This window comes from Caulobacter sp. ErkDOM-E, from assembly GCF_048541895.1.
In the GTDB taxonomy this organism is placed as follows: Bacteria; Pseudomonadota; Alphaproteobacteria; order Caulobacterales; family Caulobacteraceae; genus Caulobacter.
The window spans coordinates 1,139,859-1,152,810 of sequence record NZ_CP183331.1; the positions used below are offsets into that span (position 1 = coordinate 1,139,859).

Here is a 12,952-nt window from a genome sequence, read left to right on the forward strand (position 1 = left end):
ATGAGCGAACCCGCGCCGATCGCCCCGTTTCCGCAAGCCGAGGCTCAAAAGCCGCCGGCGCGTTCGCGCGCGGCCCTGCTCAAGCGCCTGGCCGACGTGGTTTGCCTGCCCGCCAGCCGGGTCAACGCCTTTGAACGGGCCATGACCGCTGACCTGCTGGTCGAGATGCTGCGCGACGCAGTCACCGAGGAGCGCGAGAAAGTCGCCCGTCGCCTGGCCAATCTGGTCGAGATGCCCGGCACGCTGATCCGCCTGATCCTGCGCGACGAGATTTCGGTGGCGCGCGCGCTGCTGGAAAACTCGCCAAGCCTGGGTGACGCCGACCTGATCGACTGCGCCCGCAACGCCACCACCGAGCACCGGCGGATGATCGCCCAGCGCCGCGGCGTGGGCGAGATGGTCGCCGAAGCCCTGGTCGAGGCCGGCGAGGCGCCGGTCGTTGAGGTTCTGCTGCGCAATGAACTGGTGAAGTTCAGCCATCACACGATCGAGACCGTGGTGGCCATGTCACGCGACAATCCGCGCCTGCTGCCGCTGCTGCTGCGCCGGGCCGAGCTTCGCCCCAGCCATGCCTATGTGATGTTCTGGTGGGCGGACGCCGACGCCCGCAAGCTGATCCTGCAACGCTTCGCTGTCTCGCGGGAGATCCTGCAGGACGCGGTGGGCGACCTGTTCGCCGTGGCCTCCGAGGAGGGCTGGCAGGACCCGATGTCGCGCAAGGCCCTGCAGTTCATCGAGCGTCGCCAGCGCAACCGCGCCGCCATCGCCAAGAGCCCGTTCGACAGCCTCGACGACGCCATCGCCGCCGCCCAGAACGGCATGACCCGCGACGTGGCCGAAGAGATCTCCTACCTGTCGGGCCTCAAGCCGATGACCGGCGCCAAGATCTTCACCGATCCGGGCGGCGAGCCGCTGGCGATCCTGTGCAAGGCCACCGGCCTGCCGCGCACGGCGATCAAGGCCCTGTGGCGGGGCTTGCGCCGTCCCGAGGTCGACTCGACCGGCGCCATGGTTCCGGCCCTGGAGCGGGTGATGGCGGTGTTCGACATGATCGCCGTCGATCGCGCCCAGACCGTGCTGCGCTACTGGAACTGGTCGCTGTCCTCGGCCCTCACCCCGGCCCTGCTGAAGGCGATCCGCGAGGGCGACGAGGCGGCTGTGGACGAATATTCGGTGCCCCAGCGCGCGGCGATGCTAGCGCTATCACGCGACTTCGGCCGTTAACTCAAATATCATTGAACGCATTCGCCCAACTGTTGCCGGGTGATGTTGAACTCAACCCAGCGCGCCGCCCCGCCAGATGAATTGACGTGTACTGTTGATTTCTGGATATTGCCGCCTGCGGATATTGTCTGTATCCACGCGATGACTGATTTTCGGAATCAGCAAAGAACAAGCAAAATCGCGACGGGCTAGATCAGATGGACGACCATTCGGACCTCCTCGACATGACGGCGGGCATTGTCTCGGCCTATGTCGGCAACAACACCGTGACGGCGACCGATGTGCCGGCGCTGATCCGGCAGGTTCACAGCGCCCTGTCGGCGATCGGTGGTCCCGTCGAGGCCGCGCCCGCCGCGCTCAGGGAACCCGCAGTTCCGGTCAAGCGCTCGATCGCGGCCGACCACCTCGTGTGCCTGGAGGATGGTCGCAAGTTCAAGTCGCTCAAGCGCCACCTGCGCACCAAGTACGACATGAGCCCCGAAGAGTACCGGGCCAAGTGGAACCTGCCCAAGGACTACCCGATGGTCGCCCCCAACTACGCCAAGGCGCGGTCGGAGCTCGCCAAGTCCATGGGCCTGGGGCAGGGCGGTCGCAAGCCGCCGCGCGGCGGAAAATAGCCGAGTCGGATCAAGCGCTTGCCGCCATGGCGGCTAGAAATCCCCGACGCCCGCGCTCCAAGCCGGAGGGCGGGCGTTTCGCTTGCGGATTGACTCTTTACCGAAATCTTGGCTGGCGACGCTGTTTTCGCTTGCCCGCGATTCGGTCCTTAAGCGATAGTGAATCGTCGTGATTCCAACGGCTTGTTAAGGAATCTGAAGATGAACGCGCAGTTGAGCGCATCGGCCTCTGCGGCCCGCGCTCACCAGGAGATGTTCGCCTACTGGGCGTCACTCCGACGGGGGGCGGCCCTCCCGGCGCGTGCGGACCTGAATCCGCTCGGCATCAAGCGCATGCTGCCCACCGTCAGCCTGATCGACGTGATCAACGAGCCGCGCGACTATCGCCTGCGTCTGGCCGGCACCGGCCTGTACGGCGTCTATGGCCGCGAGATCACCGGCAAGGGTCTGTCGGAAGTCTACAACACCGCCGCCGGCGACTACTGGCGCAAGGAGCTGGACAAGGTGGTCGATGGCCGCCGTCCGGGCGTCGGCGTTCACAGCATGGCCTGGCGCGGCGCGCCGCACATGTCGATCCTGTGGCTACGCCTGCCCCTGGCCAGCAACGGCAAGGACGTCGACATGATCCTCGGCTACGACGCGGTGATCGGCTCGGCCTCGGATCACGGCTTCAGCGGCATCCGCGCGGCCTAGTCGCGAATCTGGCGCCAGCGCGCATGCAGGCTTTCCTTTGGTTTAAACGCAGCTAGGCTTCCTCCATCACGCGAGTTGCTGCGTGACGAGGGGAAATCATGTCGCCGCCTTGGTCAGCCATCATGTGGTGGGAGCTTCGCAGAATTCCGTTCAACGCCGTAATAGCGTTGGCCGGCCTCGCCTCGATCGCTGTCATGTTTGTTGTCGGCGGCCGTTTCACACCTCCTGGCGGGGATGTTTTGGAGCCCACACTCTTGTTTGTGCTCGTCGGTGGCTACGCCGTGGCGGTCAACATAGCCTACACGCTGGGCTGGATCAGCGAATGGCTCTGGTCGGCTGGACGGGTGGAAAACACCGCGCCGGTCAGGCCGCTGGTTTTTCGGCTGGGCCTGGCATTCTCCACGCTCGTCACCTTGGCGCCGGCATGTTTGATCTTGTTGGTCTGGGCGGCATTTGGTTTCCGCTAAGGCGTGATACCCGTGCGGCGCTGATCTTAAAAACCCGCTCTCCCCGGCGAAGGCCGGGGCCCAGACTCATCTGGAGCGTTTGGTGTGGGCGCGCCTGAAGCCTTGCCGACTTTCCGGCGTTTCGGGTGCGATCTGGGCCCCGGCTTTCGCCGGGGAGAGCGGTGTAAAATTCACCCCTCCAGGAACGCCTCGACCTCGCGCTTGCTGGGCATGGACGGCGCGGCGCCGGATTTCTGCACCGACAGGGCGGCGGCGGCGTTGGCCATTTCGACGGCTTCGCGCAGGTCCATATTGATCGACAGGCAGGCCGCCAGGGCGCCGCAGAAGCAGTCGCCGGCCCCGGTGGTGTCGAGGGCCTTGACCTTGCGGCCCTCGATCAGGAAGGCCTCGTCGCGGCGGATGCAGGCCACGCCCGCCGCGCCCAGGGTGACGATCACCACCTGGTCGGGACGGCTCATCAGCTTGCGTGACGCGCGCGACACCTCTTCCAGCCGCACGGGCTCCTGGTCGAGCTTGGCGTAGGTGGCCAGTTCGGTCTGGTTGAGGATCAGGATGTCGGTCAGCGGAAACAGCGCCGCGCCCTGGGGCAGGGCGGGGGCGGCGTTCAGCATCCGCAGGGCGCCCTTGGCGGCGCCGGCCCGGAACAGGGTCTCGATCGCGTGGGCCGGGGATTCCAGCTGGCTGAGCAGGATCCGCTGGCCGTCCAGCGACGTGGCGGCCACGTGTTGCGGGGTGATGGCGGCGTTGGCGCCGCTGGTCACCACGATCATGTTCTCGCCGCTGGACGCCACCCAGACATGGGCCTGACCCGTCGGGACACTCGGCAGCTCAAGGACATCGCCGACCTGCACGCCATATTCCGACAGCTTGGTCTTCAGCCCGGGGCCGGCGTCTTCCTTGCCCACCGCGCCCATCAGCCGGGTCGGGGCGCCCAGGCGTGCGGCGGCCACGGCCTGGTTGGCGCCCTTGCCGCCGGGAAACAGCTCCAGCGACAGGCCCGCCACCGTCTCGCCCGGACGCGGCAGGTCATCGACCCGCGCGACGGCGTCCAGATTGATGGAACCCAGAACAAAGACGCTCATAGCCTGACCCTTAACCCCCAGCGCCGCGCTGGAAACTCTCAACAAGACTGCCTGCAACGAGTCGCCAGCCGTCCACCAGGACGAAGAAGATCAGTTTGAACGGCAGACTGATTGTGGCCGGTGGCAGCATCATCATGCCCATGCTCATCAGCACGCTGGCGACCACCAGGTCGATGACCAGGAAGGGGATGAACAGCAGAAAGCCGATCGTGAAGGCGCGCTTCAGTTCGGAAATCATGAAGGCCGGCGTCACCACGTTCAGCGGGGTGTCGGCGGCGGTCTTGGGCGTGGGGATCTTCGACAGGCGCACGAACAGGGCCAGGTCCTCGCGATCCACCTGCTTGAGCATGAACTCCTTGACCGGCCCGCCGGCCGCCTCGAACGCCTCGGGCAACTCCATCTGCTTGTCCAGCAGCGGCTTGATGCCCAGATCGTAGGACCGCTCGAAGGTCGGGCCCATGACGATGGCGGTCAGGAACAGGGCCAGGCTGATAATCACCGGATTGGGCGGGCTCTGCTGCACGCCGATGGCGGTGCGCAACAGGCCCAGCACCACGACGATGCGCACGAACGAGGTGGTCATGATCACGATCGACGGGGCCAGTGACAGCACCGTCAGCAGGCCCACCATCTGGACGACGCGCTCGGACAGTCCCGCGCCGGTGCCCAGGTTCACATTGATCGCCGACGAGGCGAAGGCGGCGGCGGGCAGCACGGCTGTGCCGAAGGCGACCAGCACCGAGATGATGGCGGCGCGGCGCAGGTCCTGCGAATTGGCGCCGGTGATGGATTTGATCAGGCTGCGCATCAGACCACGGGCTCCGGAGCGGGAACGGCGGGGGAGGCGGCGGCGGGTTTGGGCCCCCAGTCCAGCATCTTGCCCTCGCCCAGCAGCATCAGGCGCTCCTCGCCGTCCAGGCTGAAGATCACCAGGCGTCGTGTGGGGTCCAGGGCCAGGCTCTCGACCACCCGCAGCCGGCGCACCTGCCGGGCGTGAACCATGCGCGTCAGGGCGTCGGGCCCAAAGCGGCGCAGGGCATAGGCGGCCAGGCCGATCAGGCCCAGGGTGACGGCCAGGGCGGCGATGGCGCGGATGAATTCCAGAATGTTCATGACGCCCGGATCGACCAACTCTGCGAGACAAGATGGCGCAGGCGAAACACCCCGCTGAGACTGGTGTGCCTGAGGCTCCTTAATGGCCGATTAACCCTGTTTCTTCACCATGATCGCCATGGGTCCCGACGACATTCCCCTTTTTGGCATGCTCAAGAGCCGGCTCGGCTATCTGTCCGAGCGGCAGAAGGTCATCGCCCAGAACGTGGCCAACGCCAGCACGCCCGGCTATCAGCCGCGCGACCTGAAGCCCTACAGCTTCCAGGCCTCGCTGATGAACCAGGGCTCGGGCCAGGCGCCCTATCGCGGCGGCCGGGTCGCCCCGACCAGCGGCGTCTCGATGATGGCCACCTCGGCCTCGCACATGGCGCCGTCCAAAGCGCCCAGCGCCTGGCGCGCCACGGCCGGCGCTGATTCGGAAACCACGCTCGACGGCAACGCCGTGACGCTTGAGGACCAGATGCTCAAGATGTCCGATGCGCGCATGAACTATGACGCCGCCGTCGGCTTCTACCAGAAGTCCATGACCATGCTGCGGATGGCCTCCCGCAAGGTTAACGGGTGAAGGAGGATTAGATGCCCGAGATCAAGTCCAACTCGCTGTCGACCATGGCCGTGGCCAGCTCGGCCCTGCGCGCCCAGCAAGGCCGCATGCGGGTCATCGCCGAGAACATCGCCAACGCCAATTCCACCGCCCGCACCCCCGGCGGCGACCCCTACCGCCGCCAGGTGCCGGTGTTCAAGCCGACCAAGATCGAGGGCGCCGAGGGCGTCCAGATGCTGCGCGTCGAAGCCGACCAGAGCGACTTCAAGACCGAGTATGATCCGGGCAATCCGGCCGCCGACGACAAGGGCTATGTCAAGCTGCCCAACGTCAATTCGCTGGTCGAGGCGCTCGACATGAAAGAGGCGCAGCGCGCCTACGAAGCCAATCTCAATGTCATCGAGACGGCGCGCGCCATGCAGTCGCGCACCCTCGACATGCTGCGCAAATAGGGGCTGACCGATGATCACCGCGCTCGCCGCCGCCAAGGCCTATGCTTCGCAAGGCGCCATGTCTGTCGGCTCGATCGGCGGCGCCCCCGCCGCCAAGGGCATGGACTTCGGGGACCTCCTGAAGTCGGCCATGAACGACGTCACCCAGACCTCCAAGGCCGCCGAAATCAAGGTCGCCCAGCAGGTGGCCGGCAAGGCTGAGCTGATCGACGTGGTCACCGCGATCTCGTCGGCGGAAGCCAGCCTTGAGACGGTGATGGCCGTGCGCGACCAGGTGATCTCGGCGTATCAAGAGATCATGCGGATGCCGATCTAGGGGGCTGGCGTCCGCTTTTTCGTTTTCTGACTCTACCTATATCTCCCGTCATTCCCGCCCCGAAATGAGGGGATGCACCGACACTGGCAAAGGTCGGCCGCCGCGCCCGGAAGCGGACATGGTGATCGCCCGTTGTTCGGGGTGAATAGTGGACATTGCGGCTACGGCAGCGTCGGAAAAACGGCCGGTGCTCAGTTTTCGGAGCGGATGGGAATGCGCCGTTTTTGAAAGCCGGTCTTTGACTGTTCGAAGCCTGCCTGGAGATAGAAGGCCAGCGTTTCTGGCTTCTTTGACCCAGTCATCAGCATGACCTTGTAGCAGCCAGCCACCCAGGCCGCGTCTGAAGCTGCGTCCAACATCTGCTTTCCAAAACCCTGGCGCCTATAGTTGCTATGGGTGACAACATTTTCCACCAGGCCATAGGGGCGGGCCGCGCGCGTAAGATTTGGAATGACGACAAGGGTACAAGACGAAACTAGCCGTCCATCCGCCTCGCCAAGAAAGATCGCGCTTCCATAGTAGGACATGAAGCGTTCGAGGACCTCGGCAGCGTGGTCGAGGCTAGGCCTCTCATCGCCCGGCGCAAGATGTTGATACAAATCCAGAAGCGTTGCGATGTCTTCACGCAATGCGGGCCTGATGCTCAATGTTGACGAAGCCATATTCTGATCATGGCAGAGCAAATGAATGTTCGCTATGGGGGCGTGGGTCCCCGCTCGGCGGCCCTGCCGACAAGCGACCTTCAAATCTCCACGGCCAGCACTTGTCGGTTTCGGATTACACATGCCCTTGTGGCGGGAACCCCTCGTGCCGCCGCAAGTGCCGGAGGGGCGAAGTGCGTGCGCACTTCGCTGGCGCTTCACGTGTCAGCTGAACCAGGGGTTCCCGCCACGAGGGCGGGAATGACGGTGGTTTAGGGGGAAGCGCGGAGCACCGAACGCCCGCTCCCCCCCTACCTCACTCCACCACAGCCGCCCGTCCGCCCTGCTGGATGATCCGCGACAGGGCCTCCATCGAATAGGGCTTCTGCAGCAGGTCAAACCCCTGGCCCTCGCTGTTGGCCAGGGCGTCGCTGTAGCCGCTGGTCAGGATCACCGGCAGGTCGGGCCGGGTCTCGCGCAGCCGCTTGGCCAGTTGCAGGCCGTTGATCTCGCCGGGCATGACCACGTCGGTGAACACCACATCGAACGCGTCGGGATCGACCTCCAGCAGCGCCTGGGCCTGGACGGCGCTGCGGGCCAGGGTGACCGTATAGCCAAGGTCGGTCAGCAGCTGGTGACCAAAGGCCCCGACCTCGACATTGTCCTCGACCATCAGCACGCGATGGCGTTGCGGCGCCACGGCCTCGGTGAACGCGAAGGGGGCGGCTTTCTCGGCCAGACGCTTGGCCGTGGCCGGCAGGTAGAGCGAGAAGGTCGCGCCCTGGCCCGGCAGGCTGCCCACGCGCACGTCGCCGTCCGACTGCCTGGCAAAGCCATAGACCTGGCTCAGCCCCAGGCCCGTGCCCTTGCCGACGGCCTTGGTGGTGTAGAACGGCTCGAAGATCCGCTCCATCTGGCTGGGCGCGATGCCCGGCCCGGTGTCGGTCAGGGCCACCACGACGAAGCGCCCCGATACCGCCGACGCGGCCCGCCCGCCGGGGATGACGTCGGAGGTGGAAACCTGGATCGACAGCCGGCCGCGCCCGCCCATGGCGTCGCGGGCGTTGACCGCCATGTTGATCAGGGCCGTCTCGAACTGGCCCCGGTCGGCCTCCACCGCGCAGGTCTCGCACGCGGACTCGACCTCCAGCGCGACATTGGCCCCGACCAGGGTCTGCAGCATGGTCTGCAGCCGCCGGACGCTGTCGACGGCGTCGAACACTTCGGTCTTCAGGGGCTGGCGCCGGGCGAAGGCCAGCAGCTGGGCGGTCAGTTGCGCGGCCCGGTCGGCCGTCTCGCCGATCGCGTCGATATAGCGCCGCCGGCGGCGCTCATCGAGGTCGGGCCGGCGCAGCAGGTCGACGCTGGAGCGGATCACGGTCAGCAGGTTGTTGAAGTCGTGGGCCACTCCGCCGGTCAGCTGGCCGATGGCCTCCATCTTCTGGGCCTGGCGCAGGGCGGTATGGGCCTCCTCCAGCTCGGCCGCGGTGCGGGTCTCCAGGGTGGCGTCGCGGCCCGAGATGTAGATGCGGTCCTTCTCGGCCACCAGGGTCCACTGCACGGTCAAGACGCCGCCCTCCAGCCCGACCACCCGGCTGGTGAAGTCCACCGGCGTCTTGCGGCCGCGCGTTACCGCGAAGTTGGCGGCCGCGTGGTCCTGGTCCTCCGGCGGGGCCAGATCCCAGAACGGGGTGATGAACAGCGTCATCTCGTCAAAGCCCAGGCGGCGGCTCCAGACCGGATTGCAGGCGGTCATCAGCCCGTCCAGACCGCAGATGGCCAGGAAGTCGGCGCTCAGCTCCCAGGCGCGGCTGAGCTCGGCGGTGCGGGCCTTGATCTCGGCCTGCAGACCCTGGTTCAGCCGGCGCAGTTCCTGCTCGACGACATCGCGGGCGGTGTCATCGCGAACCGTCAGCACCGCGCCGATCTGCACGCCCTCGGCGTCGCGGACAGGCGAGGCGCCGCCGATCGCCAGCACCGAAACCCCGTCGGGCCGCACGATGCGCCAGCGCGCCTCGCTGACCACCTCGCCCCGCACGGCGCGGGCCAGCGGCAGGTCGGCGGGCGGATGCGGCGCGCCGTCCAGGGTGCGCAGCGAATAGGCCTTGGCGTAGTCTTCGGGGCCGATCTTCAGGTGGGACGCGCCGTGAATGCGCGCGGCCTCGGCATTGACCATCAGGATGCGGCCGCTCGCGTCGGCGACTACCGCGCCCTCGGTCAGCTGCGCATAGAACGCCGCCACCTGCTCGATCGCGAGATTGGAAATCGACTTGCGCCGCTTCCAGAACGCCACCTGCGCCTCCACAGCAGCGCATCGATCTGGTCGATGCGGGAATCGGACTGTTGAGCCCTGGGCGACAATAGGCTCATTCCGGCTGGGCCAAAACAAGGCCGCGATTTTGGGGGACGGGGGGACAGGCGCTCTGACAAGTCCTCCCCCTGAAGGGGGAGGCGGCCGGAGGCCGGTGGGGGAAGACCGCAAGGAGTCAGCAGTCACTTCCCCCTCCGTCGGCCCGAACGGGCCGACACCTCCCCCTTCAGGGGGAGGACTTGTGGGGATAGACCGCCCTCAATCCCCGCGATCTCCCAAGCAAACCCCTGCCAGATCAAACGCTTGTAAAAAACTTGATCGCGCCAATCAGACGCGCTGAAACCAGCCGCATAATCATCCCACCTCGTCGCGAGGAAAGGGCGCAAGGCCAGCGACCATTGCGGCGGCGGGGGGTGATCGAGCGGGGCTGGGGTCGAGGGGGATACTCGACCGGTCCGGGGATCCTGGCGTTGCAGGACCCGCCCGCCGTCGGCGTGGATGGGGATCAAGGCGAGTGTTGGTCAGGATTGGCCCCACGCCCCCCGACCTTCGGGACTTCGGGAAACCGAGGCGTCCGGGTTCCGGTAAGGCCCCAACTGGGCCACCCGCCGGGACGCTGATGGATAACGACCACGCGGAGCGCTCGGCTTCGTCGAAACGGTTATTCTATTTTCCTCCGGACGTGGTCCGGACGCTCCGCGACCCTTTCCATCGCCATCGCAGCGAAAGCGCGGGGGTGTGAAGCTGCGTGCGCCAGCGGCGCTCAAAGCCCCGTGAAAAAGCTCGGATCCAGGGCGAAGACGCCGTGGGTCAGGGCGTAGATTGCGTACCACAGGGCCGCATTGGCCACGGTCATCACCAGCACCGACAGGCCCAGCGGCCACTGGCTGGCGCGGCGCTTGGCGCGGCGCGCGTCGAAAGGGGCGGACTGCAGGGACGAGGCCATCTGTGATCTCCGATTAACCATCAACAGGATCGGGATTGAGCCGGTTCCGCACCATTGCGACATTCGCCGCGCGCCGCCTTGTCGCACCCGCGCTTTGCGTCGGCCGCGATCCGGGCCAGGGTAGGGCGCGCGCCCCCGGAGACTGCATGACCGCTCCACACACCCTTCTTGGCGCCATCATCCTCGACGGCATCGGCAAGACCTATGACGGCGCGCCGGTGCTGACCGGCGCCAGCCTGTCGATCGCCCGCGGCCAGTTCGTGGCCCTGGTCGGCGGATCGGGGGCGGGCAAGACCACCCTGCTCAAGACCATCAACGCCCTGATCGTCCCGACCACCGGGCGGGTGCTGATCGACGGCGAGGATGTGGCGAGCCAGCCCGGCCCGGCCCTGCGCCGCCGCATCGGCTATGTCTTCCAGGAGGTGGGCCTGTTTCCCCACATGACCGTGGCCCAGAACATCGGGATCACCCCCAGCCTGCTGGACTGGCCGGCCGAGACGATCGCCGCCCGGGTCGACACCCTGCTGGACCTGATCGCCCTACCCCGTGAGGTCGCCGCGCGTCTGCCGGCCGAACTGTCGGGCGGACAGCGTCAGCGGGTCGGCGTGGCCCGGGCCCTGGCCGCCGAGCCGTCGATCCTGCTGATGGATGAGCCGTTCGGCGCCCTCGACCCCGTGACCCGCGTGGCCTTGGCCGAAGACGTCCGGCGCCTGCATGACGCGCTGAACCTGACCACGGTGATGGTCACTCACGATGTCGGCGAGGCCCTGCTGACCGCCGACCGGATCGTGGTCATGGCGGCCGGAGAGCGAGGTGGCGAGATCATCGCCGACGATACGCCCGCCGCCCTGCTGTCGGGCGGTCACGCCGATCCCCGCGTCGCCGCCCTGATCGACGCCCCGCGCCGTCAGGCCGAAAAACTGGCGAGGCTGGCTCATGGATGATCGCCTGCATCAGGCCCTGGCCCTGCTGCCCGAGCGGCTGGGCTGGCACGTGGCCCTGTCGGCGGCAGCGCTGGGCCTGGGTCTGCTGATCGCCCTGCCGCTGGGCGTGCTGGCCGCCCGCAATCCCCGCCTGCGCTGGATCGCGCTGGCGGGCGCCGGTCTGATCCAGACCATTCCCAGCCTGGCCCTGCTGGCCCTGTTCTTCCCGCTGCTGCTGCTGCTTTCGGGCCTGTCGCTGAAGCTGACCGGCCATGGCTTTTCGGCCCTGGGCTTCCTGCCGTCGCTGCTGGCCCTGACCCTGTATTCGATGCTGCCGATCCTGCGGAACACGGCGGCGGGCCTGACCGGCGTCGACCCGGCCGTGGTCGAGGCGGCGCGCGGCGTCGGCATGACCGACCGCCAGAGGCTGTGGCGCGTGGAGCTGCCCCTGGCCCTGCCGGTGATCATGGCCGGGGTGCGGACGGCGGCGGTATGGACCATCGGCGCGGCCACCCTCTCGACCCCGGTGGGCCAGACCTCGCTGGGCGACTACATCTTCTCGGGGCTGCAGACCGAGGACTGGGTGGCGGTGCTGGTCGGCTGCGCGGCCTCGGCGGTGCTGGCCATGGTCGTCGATCAGCTGCTGGGCCTGATCGAGAGCGGCGTCGGACGGCGGGTTCGTGGCCGCTGGATCGCTGGCGTGGCCGGCCTGGCCCTCGGCCTCGTCGCAGCGCTCGCCCCCCTGGCCGGCGTGGCGTTGAGCCGGGGCCAGCCCAGCTACGTGATCGGGGCCAAGAACTTCTCCGAGCAATATGTGCTGGCCGAGCTGATGGCGACGCGGGTCGAGGCGCGGGGCGGGCGGGTCGAGCGCAAGATCAATCTCGGTTCGGCGGTGGCCTATCGCGCCCTCGCGGCCGGCGAGATCGACGCCTATGTCGACTATTCCGGCACCCTCTGGGCCAATGTGCTGGGCCGCAAGGACAATCCCGGCCGCCAGGCGGTACTGGACCAGCTGCGCACCGGCCTGAAGGATCGCGACGGCGTCGTGCTGCTGGCCCCGCTGGGCTTCGAGAACGCCTATGCCCTGGCCATGCGCCGCGACACCGCCGAGCGGCTGGGCATCAGGACCCTGGCCGATCTCGCCGCCAGGGGCGGAAGCCTGACCATGGGCGGCGACCTGGAGTTTTTCTCCCGCCCCGAATGGAAGAGCGTCGAGACCGCCTATGGCCTGAGCTTCAGGGCCAGGCGCCAGTTCCAGCCCACCTTCATGTACCGCGCCCTGGCCTCGGGCGAGGCCGACGTGATCTCGGCCTTCTCCAGCGACGGGCGGATCGCGGCCGACGACCTGGTGTTGCTCGGCGACCCCAAGGGGGCGTTGCCGCCCTATGACGCGGTGATCCTGATCTCGCCGAAGCGGGCTGCGGACAAGCGGCTGGTCTCGGCTCTGGCGCCGCTGGCAGGGAGCATCGACGTCAAGCGGATGCAGGCGGCGAACTACGCGGTGGACCGCGATGCAAACAAGCTCAGCGCGGCGGAGGCGGCGAAGATGCTGGAGGGCAAATAGGACTCTCTCAAGGCCGCTCTCCCCGGCTCTCGCCCTTGATCAAAAAGCGGATGTCATCC

Annotated in this window: 15 protein-coding genes and 2 pseudogenes; 10 read left to right on the forward strand and 7 right to left on the reverse strand. The window is 67.2% G+C overall.

Annotation, left to right across the window (positions count from 1 at the left end):
- The 4 genes from ACN2C7_RS05630 (at position 1) to ACN2C7_RS05645 (ending at position 3,001) form a co-directional block, all read left to right on the forward strand.
- Positions 1-1,224: a DUF2336 domain-containing protein gene (locus ACN2C7_RS05630; protein ID WP_419321412.1), complete on the forward strand. Its 1,224-nt coding sequence runs from the start codon at positions 1-3 to the stop codon at positions 1,222-1,224.
- A 197-nt stretch (positions 1,225-1,421) separates the two neighbouring features.
- Positions 1,422-1,841 (forward strand): MucR family transcriptional regulator, encoded by a 420-nt coding sequence (locus tag ACN2C7_RS05635; RefSeq protein ID WP_419320395.1) that lies wholly within the window; start codon positions 1,422-1,424, stop codon positions 1,839-1,841.
- 195 nt (positions 1,842-2,036) lie between these two features.
- The gene (locus tag ACN2C7_RS05640) at positions 2,037-2,534 is read left to right on the forward strand and encodes a PAS domain-containing protein (protein ID WP_419321413.1); all 498 of its coding nucleotides are present in this window, start codon (positions 2,037-2,039) and stop codon (positions 2,532-2,534) included.
- 98 nt (positions 2,535-2,632) lie between these two features.
- A complete protein-coding gene (locus ACN2C7_RS05645) occupies positions 2,633-3,001 on the forward strand; it encodes a hypothetical protein (RefSeq protein ID WP_419320397.1) in 369 nt (122 codons plus the stop codon).
- 170 nt (positions 3,002-3,171) lie between these two features.
- On the opposite strand, the gene ACN2C7_RS05650 is transcribed toward ACN2C7_RS05645, so the two are convergent.
- Genes ACN2C7_RS05650 through ACN2C7_RS05660 form a run of 3 tightly spaced genes read right to left on the reverse strand, consistent with a single transcriptional unit; the run spans position 3,172 to position 5,196 of the window.
- On the reverse strand, positions 3,172-4,083 hold the full coding sequence (locus tag ACN2C7_RS05650) for a ribokinase (protein ID WP_419320399.1): 912 nt from the start codon (positions 4,081-4,083) through the stop codon (positions 3,172-3,174).
- 10 nt (positions 4,084-4,093) lie between these two features.
- On the reverse strand, positions 4,094-4,894 hold the full coding sequence (gene fliP, locus ACN2C7_RS05655) for a flagellar type III secretion system pore protein FliP (protein WP_419321414.1): 801 nt from the start codon (positions 4,892-4,894) through the stop codon (positions 4,094-4,096).
- Positions 4,891-5,196 (reverse strand): hypothetical protein, encoded by a 306-nt coding sequence (locus tag ACN2C7_RS05660; RefSeq protein WP_419321415.1) that lies wholly within the window; start codon positions 5,194-5,196, stop codon positions 4,891-4,893. Before ACN2C7_RS05660 ends, fliP begins: the two co-directional genes overlap by 4 nt.
- A gap of 118 nt (positions 5,197-5,314) precedes the next feature.
- Here ACN2C7_RS05660 and flgB point away from each other — a divergent pair, with 118 nt between their 5' ends.
- Genes flgB through fliE form a run of 3 tightly spaced genes read left to right on the forward strand, consistent with a single transcriptional unit; the run spans position 5,315 to position 6,508 of the window.
- Positions 5,315-5,761 (forward strand): flagellar basal body rod protein FlgB, encoded by a 447-nt coding sequence (flgB, locus tag ACN2C7_RS05665; RefSeq protein WP_419320400.1) that lies wholly within the window; start codon positions 5,315-5,317, stop codon positions 5,759-5,761.
- An 11-nt stretch (positions 5,762-5,772) separates the two neighbouring features.
- A complete protein-coding gene (flgC, locus tag ACN2C7_RS05670; RefSeq protein ID WP_419320402.1) occupies positions 5,773-6,192 on the forward strand; it encodes a flagellar basal body rod protein FlgC in 420 nt (139 codons plus the stop codon).
- A 10-nt stretch (positions 6,193-6,202) separates the two neighbouring features.
- Positions 6,203-6,508, forward strand: coding sequence for a flagellar hook-basal body complex protein FliE (gene fliE / locus ACN2C7_RS05675; RefSeq protein WP_419320403.1), 306 nt, complete (start codon positions 6,203-6,205; stop codon positions 6,506-6,508).
- A 191-nt stretch (positions 6,509-6,699) separates the two neighbouring features.
- On the opposite strand, the gene ACN2C7_RS05680 is transcribed toward fliE, so the two are convergent.
- Positions 6,700-7,170, reverse strand: a complete 471-nt coding sequence (locus ACN2C7_RS05680; RefSeq protein WP_419320404.1) for a GNAT family N-acetyltransferase — start codon at positions 7,168-7,170, stop codon at positions 6,700-6,702.
- Between the two features lie 124 nt (positions 7,171-7,294).
- Here ACN2C7_RS05680 and ACN2C7_RS05685 point away from each other — a divergent pair.
- Positions 7,295-7,416: pseudogene (locus ACN2C7_RS05685) on the forward strand (hypothetical protein); the annotation flags it as partial.
- Between the two features lie 49 nt (positions 7,417-7,465).
- On the opposite strand, the gene ACN2C7_RS05690 reads toward ACN2C7_RS05685, so the two are convergent.
- The 3 genes and pseudogenes from ACN2C7_RS05690 to ACN2C7_RS05700 form a co-directional block, all read right to left on the reverse strand.
- On the reverse strand, positions 7,466-9,442 hold the full coding sequence (locus ACN2C7_RS05690; RefSeq protein ID WP_419320405.1) for an ATP-binding protein: 1,977 nt from the start codon (positions 9,440-9,442) through the stop codon (positions 7,466-7,468).
- A 372-nt stretch (positions 9,443-9,814) separates the two neighbouring features.
- Positions 9,815-9,925, reverse strand: a pseudogene (locus ACN2C7_RS05695) (hypothetical protein); the annotation flags it as partial.
- A 298-nt stretch (positions 9,926-10,223) separates the two neighbouring features.
- Entirely contained in the window at positions 10,224-10,406 is a 183-nt protein-coding gene (locus ACN2C7_RS05700; protein WP_419320406.1) for a hypothetical protein, read from the reverse strand.
- 146 nt (positions 10,407-10,552) lie between these two features.
- Here ACN2C7_RS05700 and ACN2C7_RS05705 point away from each other — a divergent pair, with 146 nt between their 5' ends.
- Positions 10,553-11,350, forward strand: coding sequence for an ATP-binding cassette domain-containing protein (locus ACN2C7_RS05705; protein WP_419320408.1), 798 nt, complete (start codon positions 10,553-10,555; stop codon positions 11,348-11,350).
- Positions 11,343-12,893, forward strand: a complete 1,551-nt coding sequence (locus ACN2C7_RS05710; RefSeq protein ID WP_419320409.1) for a glycine betaine ABC transporter substrate-binding protein — start codon at positions 11,343-11,345, stop codon at positions 12,891-12,893. Before ACN2C7_RS05705 ends, ACN2C7_RS05710 begins: the two co-directional genes overlap by 8 nt.
- Positions 12,894-12,952 lie beyond the last annotated feature (59 nt).